The 26,802-nt window shown below is 41.1% G+C and carries 30 protein-coding genes; 20 read left to right on the forward strand and 10 right to left on the reverse strand.

The window, feature by feature from the left end; translation table 11 throughout:
- The first annotated feature begins 39 nt into the window (after positions 1 to 39).
- Complete coding sequence (locus GXZ13_01455) at positions 40 to 1,320, forward strand: hypothetical protein (protein NLX74507.1); 1,281 nt, start codon at positions 40 to 42, stop codon at positions 1,318 to 1,320.
- A 240-nt stretch (positions 1,321 to 1,560) separates the two neighbouring features.
- Here the strand turns inward: GXZ13_01455 and GXZ13_01460 are convergent, their stop codons facing one another.
- Together GXZ13_01460 and GXZ13_01465 are read right to left on the reverse strand one after the other, a co-directional pair.
- The gene (locus tag GXZ13_01460; GenBank protein ID NLX74508.1) at positions 1,561 to 2,007 is read right to left on the reverse strand and encodes a DUF188 domain-containing protein; all 447 of its coding nucleotides are present in this window, start codon (positions 2,005 to 2,007) and stop codon (positions 1,561 to 1,563) included.
- Between the two features lie 22 nt (positions 2,008 to 2,029).
- Positions 2,030 to 2,410 (reverse strand): hypothetical protein, encoded by a 381-nt coding sequence (locus GXZ13_01465; GenBank protein NLX74509.1) that lies wholly within the window; start codon positions 2,408 to 2,410, stop codon positions 2,030 to 2,032.
- 157 nt (positions 2,411 to 2,567) lie between these two features.
- Here GXZ13_01465 and yfcE point away from each other — a divergent pair, with 157 nt between their 5' ends.
- From yfcE to GXZ13_01540, 15 genes are all read left to right on the forward strand, one after another.
- The gene (gene yfcE / locus GXZ13_01470; protein ID NLX74510.1) at positions 2,568 to 3,128 is read left to right on the forward strand and encodes a phosphodiesterase; all 561 of its coding nucleotides are present in this window, start codon (positions 2,568 to 2,570) and stop codon (positions 3,126 to 3,128) included.
- Entirely contained in the window at positions 3,115 to 3,918 is an 804-nt protein-coding gene (locus tag GXZ13_01475) for a GAF domain-containing protein (GenBank protein NLX74511.1), read from the forward strand. Before yfcE ends, GXZ13_01475 begins: the two co-directional genes overlap by 14 nt.
- Positions 3,919 to 3,923: 5 nt before the next feature.
- A complete protein-coding gene (locus tag GXZ13_01480) occupies positions 3,924 to 4,751 on the forward strand; it encodes a PHP domain-containing protein (protein ID NLX74512.1) in 828 nt (275 codons plus the stop codon).
- Positions 4,752 to 4,820: 69 nt separating this feature from the next.
- Positions 4,821 to 5,858, forward strand: coding sequence for a threonine aldolase (locus GXZ13_01485; protein NLX74513.1), 1,038 nt, complete (start codon positions 4,821 to 4,823; stop codon positions 5,856 to 5,858).
- Positions 5,855 to 7,216, forward strand: a complete 1,362-nt coding sequence (locus tag GXZ13_01490; GenBank protein NLX74514.1) for a TldD/PmbA family protein — start codon at positions 5,855 to 5,857, stop codon at positions 7,214 to 7,216. Before GXZ13_01485 ends, GXZ13_01490 begins: the two co-directional genes overlap by 4 nt.
- A gap of 178 nt (positions 7,217 to 7,394) precedes the next feature.
- Entirely contained in the window at positions 7,395 to 8,552 is a 1,158-nt protein-coding gene (locus tag GXZ13_01495; protein NLX74515.1) for a hypothetical protein, read from the forward strand.
- 21 nt (positions 8,553 to 8,573) lie between these two features.
- The gene (locus GXZ13_01500; GenBank protein ID NLX74516.1) at positions 8,574 to 9,443 is read left to right on the forward strand and encodes a GerMN domain-containing protein; all 870 of its coding nucleotides are present in this window, start codon (positions 8,574 to 8,576) and stop codon (positions 9,441 to 9,443) included.
- 10 nt (positions 9,444 to 9,453) lie between these two features.
- The gene (gene rph / locus GXZ13_01505; GenBank protein ID NLX74517.1) at positions 9,454 to 10,200 is read left to right on the forward strand and encodes a ribonuclease PH; all 747 of its coding nucleotides are present in this window, start codon (positions 9,454 to 9,456) and stop codon (positions 10,198 to 10,200) included.
- Positions 10,197 to 10,793, forward strand: coding sequence for an RdgB/HAM1 family non-canonical purine NTP pyrophosphatase (gene rdgB / locus GXZ13_01510; GenBank protein ID NLX74518.1), 597 nt, complete (start codon positions 10,197 to 10,199; stop codon positions 10,791 to 10,793). The genes rph and rdgB overlap by 4 nt, the downstream gene beginning before the upstream one ends.
- Positions 10,794 to 10,871: 78 nt before the next feature.
- Complete coding sequence (secG, locus tag GXZ13_01515; protein ID NLX74519.1) at positions 10,872 to 11,099, forward strand: preprotein translocase subunit SecG; 228 nt, start codon at positions 10,872 to 10,874, stop codon at positions 11,097 to 11,099.
- Between the two features lie 15 nt (positions 11,100 to 11,114).
- The gene (locus GXZ13_01520) at positions 11,115 to 12,158 is read left to right on the forward strand and encodes a nicotinate phosphoribosyltransferase (GenBank protein ID NLX74520.1); all 1,044 of its coding nucleotides are present in this window, start codon (positions 11,115 to 11,117) and stop codon (positions 12,156 to 12,158) included.
- Between the two features lie 152 nt (positions 12,159 to 12,310).
- Positions 12,311 to 12,745, forward strand: coding sequence for a 50S ribosomal protein L13 (gene rplM / locus GXZ13_01525; GenBank protein NLX74521.1), 435 nt, complete (start codon positions 12,311 to 12,313; stop codon positions 12,743 to 12,745).
- A gap of 219 nt (positions 12,746 to 12,964) precedes the next feature.
- Complete coding sequence (gene rpsI, locus GXZ13_01530) at positions 12,965 to 13,384, forward strand: 30S ribosomal protein S9 (protein NLX74522.1); 420 nt, start codon at positions 12,965 to 12,967, stop codon at positions 13,382 to 13,384.
- 184 nt (positions 13,385 to 13,568) lie between these two features.
- Positions 13,569 to 14,039, forward strand: a complete 471-nt coding sequence (locus GXZ13_01535; protein NLX74523.1) for a methylated-DNA--[protein]-cysteine S-methyltransferase — start codon at positions 13,569 to 13,571, stop codon at positions 14,037 to 14,039.
- A 185-nt stretch (positions 14,040 to 14,224) separates the two neighbouring features.
- The gene (locus GXZ13_01540; protein ID NLX74524.1) at positions 14,225 to 14,677 is read left to right on the forward strand and encodes a helix-turn-helix transcriptional regulator; all 453 of its coding nucleotides are present in this window, start codon (positions 14,225 to 14,227) and stop codon (positions 14,675 to 14,677) included.
- An 81-nt stretch (positions 14,678 to 14,758) separates the two neighbouring features.
- Here GXZ13_01540 and GXZ13_01545 read toward each other — a convergent pair whose 3' ends face one another.
- From GXZ13_01545 to GXZ13_01560, 4 genes are all read right to left on the reverse strand, one after another.
- Complete coding sequence (locus GXZ13_01545; protein ID NLX74525.1) at positions 14,759 to 15,538, reverse strand: MetQ/NlpA family ABC transporter substrate-binding protein; 780 nt, start codon at positions 15,536 to 15,538, stop codon at positions 14,759 to 14,761.
- Positions 15,539 to 15,606: 68 nt separating this feature from the next.
- On the reverse strand, positions 15,607 to 16,242 hold the full coding sequence (locus GXZ13_01550) for an ABC transporter permease (GenBank protein ID NLX74526.1): 636 nt from the start codon (positions 16,240 to 16,242) through the stop codon (positions 15,607 to 15,609).
- A gap of 1 nt (position 16,243) precedes the next feature.
- The gene (locus GXZ13_01555; protein ID NLX74527.1) at positions 16,244 to 17,200 is read right to left on the reverse strand and encodes a methionine ABC transporter ATP-binding protein; all 957 of its coding nucleotides are present in this window, start codon (positions 17,198 to 17,200) and stop codon (positions 16,244 to 16,246) included.
- A 281-nt stretch (positions 17,201 to 17,481) separates the two neighbouring features.
- Positions 17,482 to 17,874, reverse strand: coding sequence for a ribonuclease HI family protein (locus GXZ13_01560; GenBank protein NLX74528.1), 393 nt, complete (start codon positions 17,872 to 17,874; stop codon positions 17,482 to 17,484).
- Positions 17,875 to 17,936: 62 nt separating this feature from the next.
- Between GXZ13_01560 and ybaK the strand changes: the two genes are divergently transcribed.
- On the forward strand, positions 17,937 to 18,422 hold the full coding sequence (gene ybaK / locus GXZ13_01565) for a Cys-tRNA(Pro) deacylase (protein NLX74529.1): 486 nt from the start codon (positions 17,937 to 17,939) through the stop codon (positions 18,420 to 18,422).
- Between the two features lie 65 nt (positions 18,423 to 18,487).
- Here ybaK and GXZ13_01570 read toward each other — a convergent pair whose 3' ends face one another.
- The gene (locus GXZ13_01570) at positions 18,488 to 19,042 is read right to left on the reverse strand and encodes a hypothetical protein (protein NLX74530.1); all 555 of its coding nucleotides are present in this window, start codon (positions 19,040 to 19,042) and stop codon (positions 18,488 to 18,490) included.
- A gap of 469 nt (positions 19,043 to 19,511) precedes the next feature.
- Here GXZ13_01570 and iorA point away from each other — a divergent pair, with 469 nt between their 5' ends.
- From iorA to GXZ13_01585, 3 genes are read left to right on the forward strand one after another with little or no spacing between them, the layout of a single operon-like run.
- Complete coding sequence (iorA, locus tag GXZ13_01575) at positions 19,512 to 21,311, forward strand: indolepyruvate ferredoxin oxidoreductase subunit alpha (GenBank protein NLX74531.1); 1,800 nt, start codon at positions 19,512 to 19,514, stop codon at positions 21,309 to 21,311.
- A complete protein-coding gene (locus GXZ13_01580) occupies positions 21,304 to 21,942 on the forward strand; it encodes an indolepyruvate oxidoreductase subunit beta (protein NLX74532.1) in 639 nt (212 codons plus the stop codon). Before iorA ends, GXZ13_01580 begins: the two co-directional genes overlap by 8 nt.
- A complete protein-coding gene (locus GXZ13_01585; GenBank protein ID NLX74533.1) occupies positions 21,939 to 23,168 on the forward strand; it encodes a phenylacetate--CoA ligase in 1,230 nt (409 codons plus the stop codon). Before GXZ13_01580 ends, GXZ13_01585 begins: the two co-directional genes overlap by 4 nt.
- Before the next feature lie 136 nt (positions 23,169 to 23,304).
- On the opposite strand, the gene GXZ13_01590 is transcribed toward GXZ13_01585, so the two are convergent.
- The 3 genes from GXZ13_01590 to GXZ13_01600 all read right to left on the reverse strand — a co-directional run bounded on the left by GXZ13_01590 (position 23,305) and on the right by GXZ13_01600 (position 26,741).
- Positions 23,305 to 23,973, reverse strand: coding sequence for a cytochrome c biogenesis protein CcdA (locus tag GXZ13_01590; GenBank protein ID NLX74534.1), 669 nt, complete (start codon positions 23,971 to 23,973; stop codon positions 23,305 to 23,307).
- 1 nt (position 23,974) lies between these two features.
- On the reverse strand, positions 23,975 to 24,478 hold the full coding sequence (locus GXZ13_01595; GenBank protein ID NLX74535.1) for a TlpA family protein disulfide reductase: 504 nt from the start codon (positions 24,476 to 24,478) through the stop codon (positions 23,975 to 23,977).
- Between the two features lie 232 nt (positions 24,479 to 24,710).
- Complete coding sequence (locus GXZ13_01600) at positions 24,711 to 26,741, reverse strand: diguanylate cyclase (protein ID NLX74536.1); 2,031 nt, start codon at positions 26,739 to 26,741, stop codon at positions 24,711 to 24,713.
- Positions 26,742 to 26,802: the final 61 nt, after the last annotated feature.

The following is a 26,802-nucleotide window of genomic DNA, read 5'->3' on the forward strand; positions in this document are numbered from 1 at the left end:
AAGAATTGGGCACCCTGGTCAAAGAAAGTCATCAACCAGATGTTCGATGCTTTCGGAAGAAACAATGTCAACTACAATCCGGAAAATAGACCCTGGGCGATGTTTGACTGTGACAACACCATCACATTGACAGACGTACAGGAGCAGCTCTTCATCTACCAGCTTGAGAACCTTCGTTTCGCATTCAAGCCGGAAGAGCTCTACAAAATCGCAACAGCCGGCGTTGCCAACGTTCACGCAGACCTTGGCAAAGACTACAACCATACAACGATTGACAAGCTTGCCAAAGACACAGTAAAAGCATACACAAGGCTTTACAACAAAGGCTGGGTTGCAGCAGACAATTCCAAAGTTGGCCAGAAAGCAAAATGGATGGCAACAGACGATTGGAAAGAATTCGCAACAAAAACACGTTTGCTCTATGATGCAATCGGAGACAGCGAAAGCGTATCAGTATCCTATCCTTGGATCGGCTTCTACTTCACAGGCATGACCCCTGCAGAAGCAGAGCAGCTCGCATACGAATCACACAAGATGTATGTTGAACTCGGTAAAGCCGATGTCAAAAACTGGACAAAGAAATCATGGGAAAGCCCCAAAATTAAGAGCCTTGCCGGTCAGTTTAAAGTTTCTTTCCGTCAGAGCACAGGCGTATCCCCTGAAATGATTGAGCTCATCAAAAAGCTCGACGCAAACGGAATCGACGTTTGGATCTGCTCAGCATCACCTGTCGTAGCAATCAGAGGACTCCAGCGCTACTACAAATTCGAAGGACTCCGCGGCATGAAATGTATGACCTACAAAATGAAAAACGGAAAATACATTGCTGAATACGACTATGATCTCCACCCCCAGACACAGGGCGTTGGCAAATCAGAAACATTCGTCAAAACAGTACTTCCTCTTTATGACAATCGCGGACCCATCTTCGGAGCCGGAGACTCACAGGGTGACTTTAACTTCATGACAGAATTCAAAGACACAGTGGTCGGACTTATGATGAACCGTGTACGTAAAGACGACGCTGGAATCGTTGCCGCTATCGCAAGCTGGCAGGATGACAACAACATCGACCTTTACGAAGCAATGAAGAGAGGCGAAATCCGCTTCTTGAACCAGGGCCGTGATGAGAACAAAGGCGAATACAGACCTTTCCCAAGCTCAATCATGCTTGGCAAAACAGAGCCTCAGCTTCTTCACGACAAAGCAAAAGAGTGGAGAAAGATGCTTGATAACGGTACAACACCTAATCAGCTTCTCAACCAGTGCACAAAGCTCACAGGAAAACTCAAGACATACGTCGGTACAAAGGTCAGATAGTCTAAACTATCACAATCTTTAAATCGATTAAGCAACAACAAAGAGAGCTTCCGTTTATCGGGAGCTCTCTTTTTATATTCTCTACTTATTTATTATATTTATTGTATGACAGCACTATTCCCTGTTCCTGATTTGAATTTAACAAGATATAAAATATTTAATCTTTCATCGACTACTGTGAAAAGTAGGTATTTAAATAAAGTTGGCATTTAATTTTTGAAAGATTTAGAAGACGAGAATCTAAGCAGTATTAAGCATCCGGAAAATAATCTCATCCAGTCTATTCTTAAAGCGAAGATCATCGTCACTGTCTCTTTTTTTAGGTCCTTTTGTTCTTCCACCGCTCTTACGATATTTTGCTTTTATAGCTCTTTCTTCCAGCATGAAATCAATTTTTTCTTGTAAATATTCGATGCCAATTGGATTGAGAGCATACGCAGTTTTAGAGAGTATCATAGCGGCTAAGCCCCAATCTTGTGTTATTACTAAGTCCCCAGCCTCAGTTAAATTCATTACTTTGATATCCGCTTCTTGCGAGCTGTCTCCAACCGTGATGTGCCGATCTGACTCAATGTTATGATTGTAGCTTGCTACGGTAACGACGTGGATGCCTTCCCTTTTTCCGCTTTGAATAGTGTACAGAAGAGAGTTTTTGGGACAAGAGTCGGCATCAATAATTATTTTCATTTCGATGTGATTTTCTTTTATACTACGAATTTAGACAGTCGCAGATTTCACTATTTGGCAAATCGCAACTCTCAGCCTTTATACTTTTAATTTTTATATGTCCCTGCCTATGAAGGGTTAGAGCTAAAGAGATGATGGTTGCCTGATCCACGCCAATTTTCTTAGCGACAATTTCAGGATCTATTTCTCCTTTTTCCGATACTTCTCGTTCTATTTCATCTCCCAAGCAGTTTATCCACTCTTGAAAAAGTTTTTGCATTTCCGGTGTGGTTGAACTGGCCGTTTGGCTCAATGTGAGAAGGGACTGAAAAACTCTGGCAGAAATGAGTTCTAGCGAACGAATTAAATCCGTCATATTCTGTTTTGGCAAGTTGTCCTTATTAATATCCATTTTTATCTCCATTTAATTAATTCTCCTCCATTTAAAGACTCGTAATTTGCTTATATTATGATATTATAAGCTATCTTTTCGTACTTTTACCCTATTATTTTTTGTCTTTTGTTGTAGTAATATATACATATGTTTATTTAATTGAACGTTTATGAGGAGTGGAATATAGATGTCTTCAAAATTACAGGAAAAGGGAAAACTCGGAATACTTTCCGATACACATGGTAGCTTGCCCGCTTGGCAAGCTGCACTCTCTATTTTTAAAGACGTAGATGCTATATTGCATGCAGGAGACGTAATCTATCATGGACCGAGAAATATGCTACCGGCAGATTACACTCCGGCCGATTTGGCAGATGCTATTAGAGATTATAAGGGAACACTGCTTATTTCAAGAGGCAATTGCGACTCAGACGCAGATTTAATGATGATGGACAAGCCTGTTCCGCAGTATATCTATACTTGGTGGAACGGTAAAAAAATATTCATGATGCATGGAGACAATTTCCCCCTCTTCCGTCAAATTGCACTGGATGGTTCTGTTGATTTGGCCATATCCGGACATACACACATTGCATCAATAATAAGAGAGGGCAATACTATCTTTTTAAATCCTGGCTCTACAACTATACCACAGGGTAAGGACCCTGCTTCTGTGGCTGTTGTAGATATGAATGCCATAAATATTATTTCTTTAGCAGGAGAGGTTCTACACTGTGAACAGTGGTAACAAGCAACTCCAAGACTTATTTAGAAAGAAAAAGTTTTGGCCTCAGTTTATCTGGCTTGCAGTGATGCTTCTTTCCGTTTTTGTAAGCTCCTATCTTAACTCCCCACCGCTTTTCGTGGCGTCTATACTTATCCCTTTTCTTGGTCTTAATGAGTCGGGCAGATGGTCTTATAAAACGAATTTGATTATTTGCCTAATAGTGGCCGTGATAGGAACGTTGGGCGGGGTTTTTTCTTGGCTTGAGATGCTATCGCTTTTAATTCTCCTTTTTACAGTTGGTGGATTTATGCTTTACTACAAAGAGAAATCAACCAGACTGCTGCCGATAATGAATAATTTGGGAGCAAAGGTCTCCAAAGGAAAGAACCTTACTGAAGTAATTGACCTCTCTCTCGAACAGATTGGAAAGATATTCCCTGAATGTGAAGTTGTGATTGCCATTGAAGACATCTACGGCCGGTTATATCTGCCGGAAAGTGAAGGTTCTCCTGAAACGAAGCTAAAGAGAAACGGTTCTTCAATGTGGAAAGTTTTTGCTTCAGGCAGAGCGTATTTCACAGGGAACGTAGATGTTTCAAGAGATTTGCCTCTTTGGCGCAACACTTGTTCCATGATGGTGGTTCCCCTTGAATCAAGGGGAGATAAATTTGGGGTGTTGGGGATAGAATCTCCCAATACGAATGACTTTTCAGCAGTCAACCTCTTGCATTTGCAATCCATAGCTTTCGTGATTGCACAGTTAATATACCCTCATTCGCCGACTTCCGAATCTGAAAAAGGAGACGACTAGTACAAATGATTACAATTGATATGCATATACACAGCACCCATTCAGACGGAAGTTACTCAGTCGAAGAGATAGTTAAGGCCGCTAAAAAGAGAGGCCTTTCGTTGATAAGTCTGACAGACCACGATACCACATCAGGAGTTGCTTCGTTTATGAAAGAGTGCAAAAAACAGGGTGTGAACGCTTTAAGCGGAATAGAACTTTCTGCCGATGAAAGCTTTATGCTTCATATATTAGGGTATCGAATAGATATTGAGTCTGATGCATTCGAAAGCTCGTTAAAAGAAATAAGAGTAAATAGAGATGAGAGAAATGCCCAAATTTGTAAAAAATTACAAAACCTGGGAATGGATATAGAATTAAAAGATGTGAAAATAGTTTCAGGCGGAGAGGTCGTTGCCCGTCCCCACATAGTTACTGTTATGATGCAACGTGGCTATGTATCATCGCGAGCCGAGGCTTTTTCAAAATATCTGGGACGAGGCGGAGTAGCATTTGTGCCTCGCAAACGGCTCTCTCCCGAAAAATGTATTGAGCTCATTCATAACGCTGGCGGTGTAGCCGTGCTAGCTCACCCTTTTCACACAAGGTTGGATGATGAAGAGCTGAAAAAGCTTTTAAAAAGATTAAAAGATGCCGGCCTATGGGGAGTTGAGTCAATATATACGGGGAACACTCCGGAAGAAACCTACAAATGTCTTGCATGGGCAAACGAATTTGACCTATATTCCACGGCCGGATCAGACTTTCATGGGGCGACAAGACCGAGCGCGACTTTGGGACATGTGGTAACAGAAGATTTTTTACCATGGGCAAGGCTCGGAGTATCAATTTAACAAGTAGTCGAAAGCTAGTCAAAAAACATATAGTTTAACTTCAATCTGTTAAAAAAGAGGAGAGCTGTCATGCAGAAAATAATTGACCTTCGCAGCGATACAGTCACAAAGCCTACGGAAGAAATGAGACAAGTCATTGCATCCGCTTCCGTGGGAGATGACATATACGGAGATGATCCCTCTGCGAATGCTCTTTCGGAATATTCGGCCAAGCTCGTTGGCAAAGAAAATGCTCTTTATACCTCTTCCGGAACTATGGCAAATCTAATAGCTTTTCTTGCTATAGGTCGTCCGGGCGAAAGCTTATTGGCCGGAAAATCTTCTCATATCTGGTATTCAGAGGCAGGTTCCTTTTCAGCCGTTGCTGGATTATGCCCTTATCCTCTGGACGATGACTGTGGAATTCCTAAAGTAGAAGACATAGAAAAAACGAGTCGTATCTCCGGTAACATACATCAACCTCAGACAACCATACTCGCACTGGAAAACACACACAATTATGCCGGCGGAATTGCGACAGCTCCCGCTGATTTTGCAGAAGTTGCAAGAGAGGGGAAACGGCTGGGGCTGCATGTACATCTTGACGGAGCCAGGATTTTCAACGCATCCACTCTTCACTCTGTTGATGTAAAAGAATATACAAAAGAAGTGGATAGTATACAATTTTGTCTTTCTAAGGGTTTGGGTGCCCCTATGGGCTCTATGCTGTGCGGGACATCCGAATTTATCGCAAATGCGAAAAAATGGCGCAAGCGTTTGGGCGGAGCTCAGAGGCAGGTCGGCATAGCCGCTGCGGCCGGACTTTTCGCTCTTCAAAATAATATTCAAAGATTGAATGATGATCATAAAAATGCTAAAACCCTGTTCGAACTTCTTGCCGAGAAGGGGATAGAAGTTGAAAGAGTGGAAAATATGACAAATATGATATTTTTTAGACTCCCCAAAAACAGACTTAGTTCTGATGAATTTATTTTTAAATGTTCTCAAAAGGGGCTTCTCTTAAATGCTATGAGTAAGGATAGAATCCGACTTGTCACTCATCTTGACGTAAATGAAGAAGACGTAGAAATAGCTTCATCAATAATAGCGGGAGTACTCTCCATATGAAAAAATTTCCCAGAAACAGTGAAATAGAGGCACTCTCCTCCTGGATATTGGATGAATCAAAAAAACAGGGTGTCTCAGGTGCTGATGTTCTTTATGTGCAGGGACGTTCTACCCAGCTTTCCTTAATGGATGGAGAGGTAGAAGAATCTCTTTCCGGGACATCCGTAGGAATAGGCATTAGAACTATCATGTCGGATGGCAGGCAGGGGATTTCATATGGAAATTCTATGGATCGTTTTTCTGTCAAAGAACTTCTCGAATGGAGCATTGCGAACTGTCGTAATTCTGAACCGGAAGAGGGGATTTCTCTTTACAGTGGCAAGCTGGTTAACGACCCTTCTCTCTTTCTTGAAGATCCTAGAATATACGACATAACTTCTGAAGATAGAATGAACTACTGCTTAGAGATGAACAATCATGCCAAGTCGATGGATAAAAGGATTATCTCCGTGAGAAGTGCAGGTTGGCAGGACGGATATGGCTCCTCTTTTTACTGTACCACAACAGGACTTTCCGGTTGGGAGAGTGCAACAAGGGCTAGCTGTGGGGTAGCTCTTCTCGTAAGTGATGGAACTTCTACGGAAATGGGTGCTTATGGAGAAAGTTCAAGAAAACTTGATGAACTGGATATAAGATACTCTGCCGCAGAATCAGTTAGAAAAGCCATCTCTTATTTGGGTGCATCCACGATTAAAACGGGGACATATTCCGTTGTTTTGGATCAGGAAACAACCGCATCCTTAATTGACATAGTAGCAGATCTGTTTTGCGCACCTGAAATTCACAAAGGACGCTCTATGATGAAGGGACAGCTCGGCAATAAGGTGGCATCACCTTGCATTACACTGATAGATAACGGTAGAATAGCATGGAAGAGCGGCAGTTCCAGCTGGGATTCTGAAGGAGTTCCCACAGGAGAAACTTTATTGATAGAAAATGGTATCGCCTCTTCATATTTATATAACCTTCAATATGCATGGAAAGATGGGGTACAATCTACGGGAAATGCCAGTAGAGGTCTCTCCTCTCTGCCTGATGTAGACACTACAAATATAATTTTAAAACCAGGAACAGAGAGCGGAGAGGACATTATATCAAGTATTAAAAAGGGTCTTTACATTACGGAATTTATGGGACTTCATACAGTAGACAGCATAAGCGGCAATTTTTCTATCGGGGCAAAAGGCCTTATGATAGAGAACGGCGAACTCACTCATGCCGTTAGCGGAGTTACCATAGCATCAAATTTATTGGACTTTATAAAAAGGATTACAGTTGTAGGATCAGATTTAAAATATTTCGGCTCTGTTGCGACGCCGACAGTGGTGGTGGAAGGTATTGTTATTGCAGGCGACTAAAAATATATTTAAATTATTGCTTCTTTCTTTTTTTATTATTGCCGTGGCGGCAGTTTCGGTTTCAGCGGAGACAAAGGAGCTTTATTACGGTGAGATTAAAAAAGGGGATATCTCCACCCGCAAAAATTCACATGGAGGTCAAGATGTCGCAATAGAAGAGGTAATCAAATCGCTTGGAATGGCTAGAACTTCTAATCCTCAAGCAGTTGTGGTTCTTTTTGACGGTAAAAAGATGGAGTTTTGGAGTGGTGCTACTGTCGTAAGGAGTGCGGGGACACTTGTCAGTTTGCCTTCGCCCATTGCCATCTCAGACAGCCATTGGTGGGTAGATTCAAAATCAATGTTGCATATTTTAAATCAATTTTATGCTTCTATAGGGAAAAAGGCAGAAATAAGCTGGGATAAACCTTTTGAGTCATCAGCATCGACAGAGAACAAACCTTATGTATCCCCTGCGGCTACGGCGATATCCGAAGCTACAAAAGGATCGGGCAAAAACGAAAAAAAGGTAGCGGCTGCTCCTGTCGTAAGTAAAACTGGGAACAGTGCGACTGCAACGATTCCGCCTGCCGCACAGCCAGCAACGCCGAGCTTGTCTGCAGATGCAACTTCAGTTGCACCTAGATCTGGCGGCAAACCCATTGTTGTAATAGACGCAGGCCATGGTGGACATGACCCCGGTGCAGTAGCGAATGGAGTCAGAGAAAAGGATATAAATCTAAGAGCCACACTTTTATTGGGCTCACTTTTGGAGAAAAAGGGAATGGACGTTCGTTACACGAGAAAAACAGACGTCTATCTAAAGTTGGCACAACGCACCGCTTTTGCAAATGAAAACCAGGCTGATGTTTTTGTTAGCATGCATTGCAATGCTATGCCTAAATGGAAAAAAGCAGCTGGGCTTGAATTCTATATCATGGCTCTTCCATCGGACAAAGATGCAATGCAGTTGGCAATATACGAAAACAGAGAGCTTTCCGGTGGCAGCGAGAGCGCAGCTGACGTGGCAGCAAAAGCCGACAAAAGAACACAGCTACTATTAAAAATTTTGGGAGATATGCAGCAAAACGATAAAATAGGAGAAAGCACAAGATTGATAGAAGTTATGCATAACTATGCAAAAAACACAGGACTTCCGATGAGGAAGGTTGCTCAAGCACCATTTTTCGTTTTGAGAGGAGCGGGAATGCCCGCAGTGCTAATTGAAATGGGTTATCTCACGGATGCAAATGAGGCACAAAAATTAAAGACGGAGAGCTACCTTAATGCACTTACATCAAGTTTTGCTGATAGTATAGTCTCATATGTAAATAGCAATCCCGTAGTATCACGTTAGGTTTTTGTAGGAGGAGTATTAATGAGAGATTTGGACGACGACAGAAGTAAATACAGAGAAAGAGAAATAGAGGGTCGTGCTTTAGATGAGCCTGCGGTAAGACGCAGAAGCTCCGCCTCTCGTTCTTCGCAGCGAAGAAGAGAGGATGTTGATGATGAGAAATTTGTACAAAATGATGATATTTCTCAAAGATATCCGAAAGAAGATTCATTCCAGAAACAGTTAAGACGTAGAGCCATAGATAGAGGTGGCTACCAGGACAATTACGAAGATTACGATGACGAATACGAGGATGATTTCGAAAGAGCTCCCCTTCTTGTCAGGATTTCTGCTTGGGTTGCCGTTCTTATAATATTTTTTGCGACCGGATATATGGGTGCAAACTATTTTTTCAAGTGGGCTGACAGGAAAAATGATGGTCGAATGGTTGGAGACGTGGTCGGAAGCGGAACAGAAGTAAATCAAATAAAAAAAGAGCAGCTTCCTCAGATAATAGACGAAGGTGCAAACTATGTAATATATATTCCTGAAGATGGGAAATTTAGAGAACGAACTACAGATATTAAAAAAGGTCTCAAGGAAGAAGATGCCAAGAAAATAATATCTATGTATATAGATACATTAAAAGAGCTCAATATATTAAATAATGACGTACGCCTTATAAGCGTTTTTTTTAGCGGAGATTGGGCTTACGTAGATGTGTCTAAGGAGTTTATGACATCTCTTAAAAGTTTGGGGAAAAAGGACGCACCGGTGGTTCCTACCGGCATGCTAAAAACCGTAGCCAAGAACTTCCCCCCTGTCAAAAAAATAAAGTTTTATTTAGACAGCAATGAAATCAAAGATAAAACAACTATAGATCTTTCAAAACCATGGGAAACGATGAATTAAGATGAGTACATTGAGATTAAACGGAAGAGGAAATAACGAATTACGCCCGATAAAAATTGAACGTTTTTGCAATCGATATGCGGAGGGGTCCTCTTTTATAAAATGGGGGAACACGGAGGTAATCTGTACTGCAACTGTAGAAGAAAAAGTCCCTCCATTTTTACGTGGTTTGGGTACAGGCTGGATAACTGGTGAGTATTCAATGCTCCCTCGTGCCACACATCAGAGAGTGATGAGGGATGTAAATAAAGGCAAATTAAATGGAAGAACCAGTGAAATACAGCGCCTTGTCGGACGTTCCCTTCGTGCTGCTGTTGACATGACAAGGCTTGGTGAGAGAATGATAACCATTGATTGCGATGTAATCCAAGCTGACGGGGGTACGAGGACTGCTTCAATCACCGCCGGTTTTATCGCTCTTTTTGATTCATTACGCTGGCTTTTCGATAATGAACTACTTACAGAAATCCCGATAAAGACTCAAATTGCAGCAGTAAGTGTCGGCAAAGTCGGCGGAGTACCGATGTTAGATCTTTGCTACGAAGAGGACTCGACCGCTGAGGTTGACTCCAATCTTATTATGACCTCAAAAGGTGACTTTGTAGAATTTCAAGGCACCGGAGAAAGCGGAGTTTTTTCTCGCTCGGAGCTCAATGAGATATTGGATCTCGGCTGGAGCGGGATAAAGCAGTTGCACGCCATACAGCGTGAGACGCTCAATCTTACAGAAAAAGAAAATAAACTTTTCGAAATATGAAAATAGTTCTGGCAAGTGGAAATAAAAATAAGTTTTATGAGATAAAAGAAGTTTTGGAAAAAATTCAAGCAGAGCTTCTCTTTGGTGGTGACTTCCCCAATTATTCTGAGGTTCAAGAGACGGAAGACAGTTATTACGGGAATGCTCTTCTAAAAGCTCGGTCTTGGGCAAGGGTTACAGGGCTTCCCGCCATGGCCGATGACAGTGGAATCGAAGTCTCTGCTCTTGACGGGGCTCCGGGGATACATTCTGCCCGTATCGTTCCAGGCAGCGACGAGGACAGAGTTGAATGGCTGCTTAATTCATTAAAGGATAAAGAAGATAGAAGTGCCAAATTTGTTTGCTGTATAGTAGTCTTTTTCCCAGAGACCGAAAGAATAATTGTATCTGAAAAAAGTTGTACAGGTCTCATTACTTCCTTCTCTAAAGGATCTGCCGGATTTGGCTATGACCCTATTTTCATGCCGACTGGATACGATAAAACTTTCGCAGAACTTGGCGATGAGGTAAAAAGAAAAATTTCTCATAGGGCACTAGCAATAAAAGATATAGCCGAAAGGCTTATACCTGTGATACAATATGATACTGTATGAAAAACGAACTTTTAATGTGTTATAATACCTTTTTACTTTAACAAAAGTTAATTTATAGATATTTTGGAGGTGTGGTTTGTGAAAATCCTACTTGGAGTTCTTCACTTACTCGTAAGTTTTTCTCTTTTGGGTGTAGTTCTCTCACAGCATAGAAAAGAAGGCGGTTTTACAGGTGCTTTTGGAGCTGGTGGAGCTCAGCTTGATAAGAGCAGCACATGGCAGAGAATGACCCCTGTAACAAAGATTACTTGGGGATTGCTTGTCGCTTTTATAATATTGTCCATATTGCAAGTAGTCGCAAGATAAATAGGGTAGAGATATATGTCTCTCAAGCGTTTAGACAAACAGAAAGATATCGCCGAATATAAAGAGATAAAAGATCGTCTATTCTCCGCAACTCATGAAGAAATTCTGAGTGGTTGGACAACAGACATATATTTTATCAAAAGCAGAGATGTCTTAAGAGCTTCCGGCCTTCTTGAGACCGAAGTCGTTGCGGAAATATTCGCCAGGCAAGAGGGAATTTTTGCCGGAGTTGAAGAGGCATTGAGACTTTTACGTACTCTTCCGAATCCTCCAAAGGTTGAGGCTCTTTCTGAAGGAGAGCCTTTTGCACCTAAAGAAGTTGTAATGCGCATAACAGGGAGCTATGAATCTTTCGGCATGTATGAGACTGTACTTATTGGCATGCTGGCTTCATCCACCGGTTGGGCTACTGCCGCTAAGAATTGTGTAGATGCCGCAGATGGTTGCGATGTTCTCTGTTTTGGTGCACGCCACGTACATCCGGCAGTTGCATCAGTAATGGAGAGATCTGCAAGAATAGCTGGATGCAAGGGAATAAGCTGTATATTGGCTGCAAAATTATGTGGTCAAGAGCCTCAAGGTACTGTACCTCACGCTGCAGTGTTGCTCATGGGCGATACTGTTAAGCTTGCAAAAGTGTACGATCAAACGGTTCCCGAAAATGAACCGAGAATAGTTATAGTAGACACATTCAAGGATGAAGTTGAAGAAACTCTCCGAGTGGCGGACTGTCTTGGGGATAAATTAAGCGGAGTCAGGCTTGATACTCCTGGAGAAAGAGGCGGAGTTACCCCCGACCTTGTAAGAGAAGTTCGTTGGACTCGTGATAAAGCAGGATTTTCTAAAGTCAAAGTTATAGCAACGGGCGGTCTATCGCCGGAACGCATAAAGCTTCTGAAAGAAGCAGGAGCAGAAGTATTTGGTGTGGGCAGCTACATAGCTCACGCAGTAAACAGAGATATGACTATGGATATAAAAATGGTGGACGGAAACCCCATAGCAAAGAGAGGGCGTCTGCCGGGAATAATCCCTAATCCGAGGCTTAAACGCGTACTCTAGTCAGTTGACTGCATTCCCCCGAACGCAGACAACGTTCCGTCAAAAGATGTGAACTTCGCACACATATGACTTTGACGAGGACAGTAGAGATGCTTTGAGAATATATATTAAATTAAAAGAATAAGATTCAAACATTATTAGGAGGAATATCCATGATTGGCACACGTTCATTCATGGCCAAAGGTGAAACGGTAGAACGTAAATGGTACGTCATAGACGCAACAGATAAACACCTAGGCCGTCTTGCAGTTCAGATAGCCCGTATTCTTTCGGGAAAACACAAACCAACATATACACCCCACGTCGATACGGGAGATTTTGTCGTGGTAACAAATGCGGCAAAGGTTGGGCTCACAGGCAAAAAACTTACACAGTCAACAATTAGCACATACAGCGGTTACCAGGGTGGGCTCAGAACACTCACCTACGAACAAATTCTTGACCGCCGTCCAGAGCGACTTATAGAGAGAGTTGTCTGGGGAATGCTTCCCAAGACAAAGCTTGGCAGAGCAATGTATCGCAAACTTAAAGTATATCCCGGCTCGAGCCATCCACATGCAGCTCAGAAGCCTGAACAGCTAGACTAAAGGATAGGGGGGAAATCAATAATGGCTAAAGCAGCAGATAAAGAAGATATGACAGTAGAGGAAACAGCAGCAAAAGAAGTCAAAGCTAAAGCTACTAAGGAAACGGCAGTGAAAAAAGAAGCTGCACCCAAAAAAGAAGCAGCTAAAAAGGAGACTGTCAAAAAAGAAGCTCCTAAAAAAGAAACAGTAAAAAAAGCTGATGCTCCCAAAGTCGCGAAAGTGGCAAGACCTAAAGTAAAAGCCAAACCCAATACAGTATTTACATGGGGTACAGGCAGAAGAAAGAATGCCATTGCCCGTGTTCGCATCTGTGAAGGTGACGGAAAGTTCCTTATAAATAATCGTGAAGTGGAAGAATATCTTCCCCGCTACTACTGGTCATCACAGGCAGTAGAAGCTTTGGAAGTGGCAGGAGTTCAGGGCAAAATTGACGTTTTTGTAAACGCACATGGTGGCGGTCTTACAGGCCAGGCAGGAGCAATCCGCCTTGGTGTTGCAAGAGCAATTCAAAAACTCTACCCCAACACTCGTACCGCTCTTAAGAAAGCCGGATTCTTGACGAGAGACCCGAGAATGGTCGAACGTATGAAAGTTGGAATGAAGGGCGCAAGAGCAAGCAAACAGTTCTCAAAACGTTAATATTAAATACAATAATAAATATCGCATTTCAGCGAAAAAAGAACATCCCTACTTGTTTAAGTGGGGATGTTCTTTTTTTGTCAGACAAAGTCCATGTAGGTTTTATCTATTAAGAAAAAGGAATTTTAAACTACAGAATTAAAAGAAGTATAATAGACAAAAGTCTGAATGGGGGGACATCATTTTGAAAAAATATTATATTTATGATTTCGATGTCATCGGGAAACTCACTATTACAGAGGAAAATGACTTTATCACAAACATTGACTTCGAGGGAACTTACGAAGAAAACAAGAATGCAATTTTAGAAGAATCTAAACTTATCAGAAAAGCTTATTCCCAGCTTAAAGAATATTTTGAAGGAAGCAGAAAAAAATTTGATCTGCCTATTAAGGCGGATGGAACAGCTTTTCAATCCTCCTGTTGGAATGAGTTCATAAAAATACCTTACGGCAATACTCGGAGCTACAAGCAAATAGCTGAGAGCGTGGGAAGCCCTAAAGCATGCCGTGCCGTCGGGATGGCGGCAAACAGAAATCCAATTGGAATAATCATTCCATGTCATCGCATTTTGGGAGCAGACGGTGCACTCGTGGGTTTCGGAGGTGGACTAAAAATAAAAGAATATCTCCTTTCTTTGGAAAAAAATAACTAAGAGTGAGAAAATAGTATATATCTATAATGTTTAGGTAAAATCATATTTGATATCTGTTTTCTAAAAAGGCAAATAACGTCGCCAAGCTCTATACAACCCAAACACTTGAAAAATAATAACAACTGTGATATATTGACTTGACCAAATAGTAAAGCTATTAAAGCTTTTATAGAAAGGAGCTCCCAATGGCTAAGACTAAGACAACAAAACGTTTCTCTGTAAAAGACAAGAAAAATGAAATAAGTGTAGGTGTATCTCTGATCAACAAATTAACCGAAGCTCGGGAAGCCTGTGGTTTTACTCAGGAGGGACTGGCTACACATGTAGGCATGAAACAGTCAGCCATAGCTCGACTTGAAAATAAAAGCTCAATGCCTCGTATAGATACAATGCTGAAGCTTCTGGAACCTTTGGGCTATACGTTGGCAATTGTCCCGGAGGGCACCCCCACAACAGAGATAGTTGCTAAAGTAAAAGCTAAAACGGTTAAACCGAAAGAGCCAAAGCCCGCAGTTGAAAAACGTGAAGAACGAAAAGTTACAAGACAGAAAGGTACACCTCCGCTTAAGAGACAGCATGATGATTATTCACAAGGACCTACACGCTTGATAAATGTCTCCGGAGACATGTTCGACTAATATATAAAATTAATAATATTAATAATAAAAAAGTCGCTTAATCAATTTGATTAAGCGACTTTTTATATACTGTCGTAATTTTTAAAATGCAGGAACTATTCCTTTTGGCACAAGATTTTCTGTTATGTAATCTTTCACTTCTTTTGAGTTGACTGCCTTTATAAGAGCTTTAATCTCCGGATTTTCTTTGTCCGCTTCGCGTACTGCTACAACATTCGCATATGGAGAATCCTTGCCTTCAATTACGATGGCATCCTTTGATGGTACTAAATTAGCCTCGACTGCGAAGTTCGTGTTTATAACGGCAGCGGTAACGTCTTTTAAGGTACGTGGGAGTTGTGCTGCATCCAATTCACGGAACTTGAGTTTTTTGGGGTTGCTAGTTATGTCCTTCGCCGTAATCAACTCTCCCTCTTTTACCTTTATCAAGCCATTCTTTTCAAGAAGTCTCAACGCTCTGGCACAGTTTGTAGCATCGTTTGGGATGGCAATTTTTGCTCTATTCTTAATTTCTGAAATATCTTTGATTTTCTTTGAATAAAGTCCTAACGGCTCAATGTGAACCTTTGCAACCCAAGTGAGATTTAGTTTTTTTTCTTTAATAGTGTTTTCCAAATAGGGAATGTGTTGGAAAAAGTTTGCGTTGAGGCTCTTCTCTGCAAGTGCCGTGTTGGGAGTCACATAATCCGTAAATTCTTTTATAACTAAATTGTATCCTTCTTTTGCAAGGAGATCCTTTACAACAATCATAATGTCCTTGTGGGGAAATGGAGTAACTCCGACAGTAATGGTCTTTGTTCCCGCAAAGGAGGAGGTTGCTATTATCAAAGTAGCAAAAACTGCCAATATTATTTTTTTCATTTTTCTCTCCTCTTTCTTTAGTAAATAGAATAATAAAATATTGTTAATTTATAACTTAATCGGGGCTTTTATCGTATCTTCTCATATATCATGTTCCCCACTGTTTGTATAATTTGAACCATGACTATGAGTATTGCGACAGAATAAATCATGACGTCAGTTTGAAAACGGTTATAGCCATACTTTATCGCGAGGTCTCCAAGACCTCCTCCTCCGACAGCACCGGCCATTGCCGAATAGCCGAGAAGGTTTATTGCAACGACAGCCCAATTTAAGATGATTGACGGCATTGCTTCTTTTATCATTACTCCGAATATTATCTGTCTATCTTTGGCCCCAAAAGAGCGCGCTGCTTCTACAACGCCATGATCTACTTCCAAAAGGCTCCCCTCCATTATGCGCGCCACGAAAGGCGTGGCGGCTATGGTAAGAGGAACAATAGCGGCAGTGCTTCCAATAGATGTTCCAACAATTAATCTTGTCAGAGGAATGATGGCTATCATAAGAATGATGAAAGGGAATGAGCGAAGAAGATTAACAACGAAATCCAAAACAGAATAAAGAGTTTTGTTTGGTCGAAGCCCGTTGCTTCCCGTCAATACCATAACGATTGCCAGAAAAAAACCGAAGATTCCGGAAAAAAACGTTGATAGGACAACCATGTATGTCGTTTCCCAAAGAGCAAAAAGGAGTTCACCCAACATATTACATTACCTCCCAATACATCTTGTTGTCTCTCAGCCATTGAATCACTTTGTCGAAACTTTCATCTGCGACGTTTATGATGAGAAAGCCCATTACGTTCTCTCTATATCTTTCAATTTTGCCTCCTACAACGGAAAAATCTGTATCAAGTTCTCTTGCCATTTTTGTAATTATACTTTCATTTGCTATCTCGCGAGGGAACATGAGTCTTATATTTTTCCCTGAGGGAATAACGGCATAATCATCGCTTATTAATTTTTTGAGGTCTTCTCCCGGGCATAGGAAAAGGTTGTCAGTTTCTCCCGACGTGACAATTTTGCCGGCATCCAGTACTGTCGCTCTGTTGCATATCATTTTCACTACTTCCATCTGGTGAGTAACCACAATAATCGTCACTCCCAACTCTCTGTTGATGTCCATTAAAAGCTCAAGTATGGAGATAGTAGTTTTTGGATCTAAAGCAGAAGTCGCTTCATCACAGAGAAGGATTTTGGGCTTCAAAGCTAAAGCCCTTGCTATACCGACTCGCTGTTTCTGTCCACCGCTTAAATTGCGAATTTTCTCATCTTTTTTTTCACTGAGCCCGACGAGTTTGAGTAGCTCTTCCACTCTTTGTGCGGCTTCCTTTTTTGGAATGCCCCAAACTTCAAGCGGGAAGAGAATATTTTCAAAAACGTTTTTTCTATTCATGAGATTGAAATTCTGAAATATCATACCCATGTTGCGTCGAAGCTCTTTTAGCTCATCTGGATTAAGCTCTTGTACTTCTTTCCCCATTACCCTTACAGAGCCCTCTTGATATGATTCTAGCCCATTTAAACACCTAAGAAGTGTTGATTTACCTGCTCCCGAGTGTCCGACGATTCCGAAGATATCGCCCTCCTGAATACTCATAGAAAGATCGCTCAAAACCTTTATCTCTCCAAAGTATTTGTGTAGATTTCTAATCTCTATCATCTATTTACCCCTTTTGTAACTTAATTGTAATAAAAATTTTAAATATAAGAAGCGTTTAGTCGAGTGAGTTTTCAAAATAAAATAATATTTGCGTGGAAAAAAGAGTATACAATCAAAAAAAGTATAAGGAGTACAGCTTGAATTATAATGGTGCGACTAAATTAGTCAACAACAAGAAAGATATAAGAAAAATACAGCAAATATGTATTGTGGTTTTAGATAATAAAAAAGCCTCGAAAAGAGAGGCTGAGTAGCAAATAAAATCTAAATATATTTCTTTGTTATAGGGATGAATCTATAGCTTCATCTGAGAGATTATCCGCAAGCGTGTTTTCCTCTCTCGGTATCCATTTGTACGAGACATTCATATCTTTTGTTATGTCCCATACTTTTTCTGCCAAAGCACGCAGATGAGGTAAGTTAATCTTCCACTGTTTGGAAACCTGACAGATGACAAGCTTGCTGTCGCCATAGACATCAAGTCGCATTATATCTCGTTCTTTTGCCGCTTTTAGCAGTAAGATAAGAGCTGAATATTCTGCTTCGTTGTTGGTCTTGGTTCCAAGAGAGCGAGCTGTCTCCCATATGATATTATCGTTGTCATCTATCAAAAGCGCACCTGCACCAGCAGGGCCGGGATTCCCGCGAGCAGCACCGTCAAAATATCCTTTCATAAAATACCCTCTTCCCTTGTATGAATATTGCACTATAGTAATATTATATGTAAGAGAAGGGAATGACAATATTGACTCATAAAAAGACCAATGCGGTAAGGATAATGGAAGGTTATAAAGTGCCGTTTGAACTGATTGAATACGAGATAGATGAAGTCGAGCTTTCTGCAGAAGATGCAGCTGCCAAAACCCATGTTCCGGAGGAACAGACTTTTAAAACACTCTGCGTTCGCGGGGACAAAAGCGGAGTTATTATGGTGTGTGTCCCAGGCGGGAGAGAGCTTGACTTAAAAGCTCTGGCTCATATAAGCGCCAACAAAAGAACCGAGCTTGTTAAACTAAGTGAAGTTACAAAATTGACCGGATATGTCAGAGGGGGTTGCTCCCCGATTGGAGCGAAAAAAAACTATCCAATTTACATTGATAAAAGCGCGTTAAACTTTGATTTTATTTTAATTAACGCGGGGGAGAGGGGCTTGCTTTTTAAGCTTAACCCGAATGATTTTATAAATGCGTCAAAAGCGATAGTCTCTGACATCATTAGATAGAAAAACAGGCGAGCCAAATAAAAGCTCGCCTGTTTTTTTAAAATATATAGTAGAAGTGTTGCTGATTAAGCTTTGTATTTAGAACAGCCGTATCCTATCAACAGGAAGCTTATTCCTCCAAAAAGAAGGTTGACTCCAAAAACAATGCCTATCATGGAAGCAGCAGTTATTAGATTATTCCACATGGCAAAAGCAAGAAAGAGTGCAATTATGCCGGAGAAAAGCATCCAAATAGAGCCGTAAATTTTTCTTAAGGCGAAATACTCCAGTAGCTTGAAAATTCCCTCCAAGAAGAAGTAAAACGAATGAAGGAATGCTATTGTCAGAGCTCCCGCCATTGGTTTGGCGAGGAATATAAAACCTGCTACAAAAGCGATTATCGTCATAATTACTTCCTGCCAAGGTTTGTCTCCATCAGCAAAGCCCCTATATGAGGCTATTGCCTGAGAGAGAGCCGTAACCATAAGAATGATTCCTATCAAGGTTTCTATTGCAAAAGAGACTAAAAGAGGCATTGCAAGAGCAATGATTCCAAGAAGAGTCATCAGCCCACCGATGAAGTAGAAGCGTTTTTTGCTTTTTCTAATATTGTCTTCGTCCAGACCATAAATAAAAAACATTTACTCTCCCTCCTCAGTGTCATTATTTTTGTTTCTTACTCTTGTGTTAAATTGTTCAATCAACCACTTAACTATTGCAGCAACTGCTACAAAGGGAAGCACAAGAAGTCAGGGAGGACATCCTCCCGGTCTACGTCTATACATGCTTTTGTCCTCTCTTTCCTTTTCAATAATTATATTATATCTTAATTATATATAAATAAACAAAGGTAGTATTGCAGATAAGCTGTTTCAGTAGTTTGTCTTACTTCACTTTTCCGGAGCGAAATGAGATTTCCACAAAATTGAAAAACTTGACATAGACTGAGATGAAGTGTATAAAGTTTCTTATGGAGAGAGATAGCTCTTTTCATAACAGACTAGAATAAGATAAGTTAGATTAGGGAAGAGGAGAAAGAATTATTATATATTCAAATCCCTGTCCTTTTGCGACGGGGATTTTTTGTTTATAGCAGTAGGAGGAAGAAAAATGACTGAAAGAATTATTATGGGCAACGAAGCTATAGCACTCGGAGCAATAGCAGCCGGAGTTAAAGTCGTTTCCGGCTATCCCGGAACACCGTCCACAGAGATAGTGGAAGCACTCTTAAAAGAAAAAGATCACGACGTAAAAGTTCAGTGGTCTACAAATGAAAAAGTGGCTATGGAAGTAGCTGCAGGAGTTGCTTATACAGGTGCGCGCGCCATGGTAACCATGAAACAAGTCGGGTTGAACGTGGCAAGTGACCCTCTAATGTGCCTTTCCTATATAGGAGTTGAGGGTGGCTTGGTAGTTGCTGTCGCAGACGATCCCGGGCCCTGGTCCTCACAGACAGAGCAAGATACAAGGAGTTTCGCAAGACATGCGAACCTTCCTGTTTTTGATCCATCTTCGCCGGAAGAAGCATATGAGATGGTTCAAGCTGCTTTCGAACTGTCAGAAGAATTTAAACTGCCTGTGCTGCTGCGCCCCACAACACGAGTCTGCCATGCAAGCTCCACAGTAATACTGAAAGAAGAAATAAAAGAAATTTCCCCCTCCGGTTTTGAGAAAAAACCTGACTGGTGTATCTTCCCTGCTCTCTCATATGTAAAACATGGAGAGCTTGAAATAAAACAAAAAACTCTGTCAGATAAATTTGACGGAAGTGTATTCAATGAGATTATTTCCGGAGGCAGAAAGGGAATTGCCGTTTCCGGAGTTTCTTACCTTTATGTTAAAGAGCTATTGAAGGAATTTAATTTAGATGTTTCTCTCTTCAAGATAGGGACTCCTTATCCGCTACCTAAAGGACTGGCGGAGAAGTTTGTTTCATCAGTGGAATCTATCTTGGTCATTGAAGAGCTAGATCCGATAGTTGAAGAGCAGCTGCTCATACTTGCCGGTGGACGAATTCCTATATATGGCAAGAATACCGGACATACTGCTTATAACGGAGAGTTTAGCTTTGATAGTGTAAAAAAATCAATTTTTAAATACCTGGGAATAGAAATTGAAGAAAGGGACAAAGTTTTGGAAGAACTGCCCCAGCTTCCGGTCAGACCGCCAGTTCTTTGCGGAGGCTGTCCTCACAGAGCTTCTTTTTATGCCGCAAAGATTGCCACAAAAAATTTGAAAAAAGTGGTCTACTGCGGCGATATAGGCTGCTATACCCTGGGCAATGCAGCTCCCTTAAATATGGTAGACACCTGTCTCTGTATGGGAGCCGGAATTACAATAGCGCAGGGGCTTTCACTAGCCGAACCTGAGACAAAATGTCTTGCTTTCATAGGAGACTCAACTTTTTTTCATACCGGTATCCCCGGAGTTGTTAATGCAGTTTACGAGAACAGCAATATAACTATCGTAGTACTGGACAACCTCACAACCGCCATGACGGGGTGCCAGCCTCATCCGGGAACGGGAGAGACTGCTATGGGCACTCCATCCAAAAACATTGACATTGAAGGCATGTTAAGAGCTTGCGGAGTCGAACATATTTATAAAGTAAACCCATTTGATTTCAAAGAGTCCGTGGAGGTCTTTAAAAAGGCTATTACCCATAATGAGCCATCTGCTGTTATAGCTGTTGCTCCCTGTATTGCACTTATAAAAACCCCTCCCACTGTTCATCGTGTAGATGAAAATTGCATAGCCTGTCTAAGATGTATCAATGAACTGGGCTGTCCCGCAATGACTCCGGATGAAAATGGATTTGTCGTTATAAATGAGCCGACATGTACTGATTGCGGCCTTTGTGCAAATGTTTGCCCTGTGAATGCAATCAAAAGAGGTGATCGATATGTCTAAAAGCATCGTAATTTCTGGAGTGGGTGGTCAGGGAACTCTTTTTGCATCCAAGATAATATCCTGTGCCGCACAAAGTAGAGGACTTTTTGTAAGAACTTCCGAAACAATAGGAATGGCGCAAAGAGGCGGCTCTGTCTGCGGCCATATACGAATCGATGCAGAGAATTTGGCTCCTGTCATACCATCTTCACATGCAGATATATTGATTGCTTTCGAACTTGCAGAAGCCGTCCGCTATCTATCTAAACTTAGCGACAACGCTATTTGTGTCGTCAATACAGATACAATTATTCCGACCAATGTTGCTTTAAAAAAGGGGAAATATCTAGAAGAAGAGTATTTACAGCTGCTAAAAACTCGCTTCCCAAACGGAGTTTTTATAAGCGGTAGGAAGCTAGCTCTTCAAGCCGGAGACATCAGAACCCTTAATGTTGTGCTTTTAGGCGCGGCTGTAGCTGCAAAGGCGCTCCCCTTTACAGAAGAGGAAATAGAGGGCGCTATTGTGAACTGTCTGAGACCTAAGCTTGTTGAGATGAATCTAAAAGCGTTTCGGCTTGGAATGGAAGAAGCTGGAAAGCTTTTAAACAATATAAAACAAAATGATAGTAGAGATGGGAGAGTAGAAAGATGAACGATTTGTCGATTATAAGCAGCTGTTTAGAACAGGTCAGAAATGTTGCAAAAAATAGCCCTATGTATAAAGAAAAATTTAAGGGGCTGCCGGTTGAAACAATGATGACGAAGGAGCAATTTGAAACCTTGCCTTTCACGACGAAAGAAGACCTTCGCAACGCATATCCGATGAACATGTGCGCGGTTCCCAGAGAGAGAGTTGTGCGAATTCATTCCTCTTCCGGCACAACTGGTGCGCCTGTTATGATGCCATATACCGCACAAGATGTCGAAGATTGGGCCGTTATGATGGAGCGTTGTTATCAGTTTGCCGGAGTGACAACTCATGACACAGTTCAGATAACTCCCGGATACGGTCTATGGACTGCTGGACTAGGATTCCAGGCAGGTGCGGAGCGGTTGGGTGCCATGGCAATCCCAACAGGGCCCGGCAATACACTACGACAGATACAGATAATGTGCAATTTAGAGACTACTGTCTTGATAGGGACCTCTTCGTATGGACTCGCTCTTGCCGAAGAGGTAGACGCAAGAGGATTAAGGGATAAAATACACCTCAAGAAAGGAATCTTTGGTTCCGAGCGCTGGGGAGACAAAATACGAGACAGAATATTTAACTCCTTGCAGATAGAGTTTTTTGATATTTATGGTCTTACAGAAATATATGGGCCTGGAATAGGAATAGATTGCAGCGAACATTCCGGAATGCACTATTTTAACGACTACATATATTTCGAAATTATTGATCCTAAAACAGGGAAAGTCCTTCCTGAAGGGGAGGAAGGAGAGCTTGTGGCTACAACATATCGCAAAGAGGGAGCACCTTTGATTCGCTATCGCACTCACGACATCACAAGAATTATTCCCGGCAGCTGCCCCTGCGGATCTCCCTTCCCTAGAATAGACCGTATCGTAGGAAGAAGCGACGATATGATTAAAGTTAAGGGGACTAATATATATCCTGCACAAGTAGAAGAAATATTGACGAAGATAGATGGCTTCTCAAGTGAATACAGAATTATTTTAGAGAATGAAGATCTACGCGATAAAATGATAATAAAGGCCGAAGCGGAAAAGGGAGCAGACAAAGAGAAATTGGCAGAAGAGTTGATACGAGAGTGTAAGACAGGAATAGGCATCACGGTCGTCCCTGAAATCGTAGGGCTTGGAGATCTTCCGAGAAGCGAGAAAAAAACACAAAGAGTAATAGACAACAGAGAATAAAAGAATAAATAATAGAATAAAACGAGACTCTTAACTAGTTAATCCCCACATTGATTAACTAAATAAGAGTCTCGTCCGCTTTACAGCGTTATATAAGTAAACTGGAAGTAGTGTAAGCTATATTCTGTTAGGCTTTTTAGAAAAATCTCGACCAGAAGACAAAAAGGTCTAAAGCCATCATAAGTCCCGCAATTATAAGGACAACTCCTGATACAATCTCAATTTTTCTAGCATTTTTCTTAAGCCACTGAAATACTCCCTTTATATTGGTAAAGAATACTGCTGCCAATATGTAGGGGATGCCAAGTCCCATAGAGAAAACGAATAAGTAAAATACTCCTTGTATTACGCTGCTGCCTGTTCCTCCGGCCATCATGAGAGCAGAGCCCAGGAAAGGGCCGAGACATGGAGTCCAGCCTAAGGAGAATGCAGAGCCAAATAAAATTGAACCCAGGAAGCCCTTGCGTTTTATTTCAACGTTAAGCTTCTTTTCGACATCCAAAAAGCCGATTCTAAACACTCCGAGAAAATGTAGTCCAAATAGTGCTATTACAATGCCGCTTAAACGTTGAAGAAAAAGTCTATGCTCATTTAAAAGAGCGCCTATTGCCGTGGCCGAAGCTCCTAGCAACATAAATATAAGAGTAAATCCTAGAACGAAGCCAACCGTATTAACTACGCTAGCCTTACGGCCATGCTTGGTCTCTGCCGCAAGGTACATCAGGTAAATTGGCAGCATCGGCAGCATACAGGGTGAAATAAAGGCCAAAAGTCCTTCCAAAAAGAGGAAAAACAGTGTAGTCATACTACTTGATACCTTTCAACATTTTTAACACGGTTGCTTTATCGGTTCCACCTGTGAGAGTTGCGGATACTACACCTTTAGAATTTATGATGTATGTCGTCGGCAAATAGCGAATGTTGTATAGCTGAGAAGCTGTTCCCTCTGTATCCAAAAGTACTTTCATGCCGAATTTGTTCTTTTTTATGAAATTTTGAACAGTTGCTTTTGTCTCTCTTCTACCGTCTGTCATGTTGACCATCAATAAAACGGCCTCTTTAGTTTCTTTGAACTGTTTGTCCAGTTCGTTAAATTCGGGCATTTCATTGCGACAAGGTGGACACCAAGTTGCCCAGAAGTTCAAGACAACAGGTTTCCCTTCAAACTGTTTCAGTGAAACCTCATTTCCTTCTAAATCCATTAATGTAAAGTTGCTTGCTTTAGAGCCTTTCTGTGTTGCATGAGCTAAAGTTGCGAAAGTTACAGTAATACAAAAAACCATAGTAGCCAGAAATAAAGCTTTTCTCATAGTTTATACACCTCAACAGCATATTATTTTTCTCATTGTCAAGATGATATAAGAGAAAATGACAGCTGTCCTAAGTGATACTGCTTATTTGGCGAGGGGTTAAATTGCTTACATTTAAAAGGGATTAGCATCAAATTGGAAGACATAATTGAAGGTTGTATGGAATTTGGACAAATGAAATAAGAGCTTTTCGTCTTTAATATTTTGATGGGATATACTCTAAAATTTTATTTTATTCTTCTTCGTTCATTATTTTTATAAAACTTTCGGCTATTTCAGGGTCAAATTGCGTGCCTGAGCATCTCTGTATTTCATTCAGAGCCTCTTCTTTCGACATTGTTTTACTATAACTTCTTTCTTCCGTCATGGCATCATATGCGTCAACCACGGCCAATATCCTGGACAGAAGAGGAATACTCTTCCCCTTTAAGTTTCTCGGATAACCTCCGCCATCCCACCTTTCATGATGAGAAAGTATATACTCTGCTATGGGAGCAATGTCAGCAGAAGACATGGCTATCCTGTAGCCAATTTCAGGATGTTTTCTCATTTCGTCCCACTCTTTATCAGTGAGTTTCCCAGGTTTTTTCAGAATATGCTCCGGTATGCCTATTTTGCCTATATCGTGAAGCTTTGCTAGAAGGTCAAGAGATTCAATCTCAATTTCAGATAGGTTCAGAATAGTTCCCAACTTTCTTGCTAAAAGAGACATTCTCTGTTCATGTTCGCTTGTTTCATAACTTTTCTCTTGCATAGTGGCTTTTATTGATGATATTACGGCATTGCGAGAGCTTTTCGAGGCTAAAAGCTTGCGGCGCCTCATGTTATCTTCGGCTTCTTTATATATAACCTTGAAATCCTCTTCTGTTTTTTCTTTAGTGGCCGCTCCATAGGAAATATTTATGTGAGAGTATGTGTTATTTTTTTGTGCGTTGTACCTTTCACATTCGCTGTCAATAAGCTTAAAAAACTCTCTGGCTGTTTTAATGTTGGTTTTTGGAAGCAGGATGCAGAATTCATCTCCTCCGGTTCTGGCAAGAAAATCTCCTTTACGGATGATTTTTTTGAGAAGAATTGAGGTTTGAACGATAATTTCATCCCCCTTATCGTTGCCCAGTGCGTCATTTATAAGTTTTAATCCATTAATGTCGACGAGTATGACAGACAGTGGAAGATGCTCTTCTCTGTTTAAATGGAGCAGCTCTTTTTCGTAAGTGCGCCTATTATAGAGTCCTGTCAAAACATCATGCTCATTTAGGTAGATTATCTCATCATGGCTGCGCTTAATATCAGTAATATTGCGAGATACACCCTGTATTCCCACCGCTTTTCCCAGTTCATCCCTTACAAAAGAGGCCTTCATTGAGAGCCAGACTGTACTGCCATCTGCACAGTAGTGTTCGATGTCAAACATGCGAGTTCTCTTCTTGTCACAGCCAGGATCGTTTTCCAAATCGAATTCCTCTTTAATGATTCTACTTAATTTTTCTAGAGATTTTTTGGGAAATTTTTCTTCCATGGATTTGTTCATGTGCTCTTCTTGGGTCTCTCCGGTAAGCTGTTTTATGGATGAGCTCACAAAGTTGGTTTTTAAATTCAGATCCATAGTCCAGAAGACATCTGAAATGCTTTCACTGATAGAGCGAAATCTTTCTTCGCTCTGCTGTCGCGCCTCTTGATTTTCTCTCAGCTCCATTCTCTTTATCAGAGTTAAACTGAGCAGAACAGTAACAGTCGGATAAATAATCATGACAGGCAAAGTGATTGTTTTGATGACTTCTATACTCATAGGATAGGGTAGTAAAAACATACTAAGGATCATTATAGTATGGTTGACTATGCTCATTATATAGATGCTCAGCCAATTCCATTTTATATGTTTTTCAAAAATCCGGTGACGCCATATAAGGCCGGTTAAAGCACTTGTCACTATAGAAGAAACTCCTGGTAAAACTCCTATTCCCGGCATTGTTACAATGCGAAAAACGATGGCAGAAATAGCGACTATCGTAGTCGTGATTGTTCCGAATATAAGTCCCGTCACGCTTATAAGAATGCTTCTTGTATCGAATATAACTGTATCTTTGAGAGTGAAAGAAAGGCCCATGACAGCAAAACAGACGAGGGATATCAGCAGTCCATTAGGAAGAGATTTTATTCGAAAGCGTTTGTAGGGAAGCAGATATGTTATTTCATAAACAACGCTTAGCGCAAGCAATAGTACGGCATTCTCAAGAAGTTTAATGGTGACCGTCTTTTCCATGTTATCCTCCATTTCTTGATGTCTAATTCACCAATAAGTCAGAATACATACGCTGCCCGGT

Source organism: Synergistaceae bacterium (genome assembly GCA_012728235.1).
In the GTDB taxonomy this organism is placed as follows: Bacteria; Synergistota; Synergistia; order Synergistales; family Synergistaceae; genus JAAYFL01.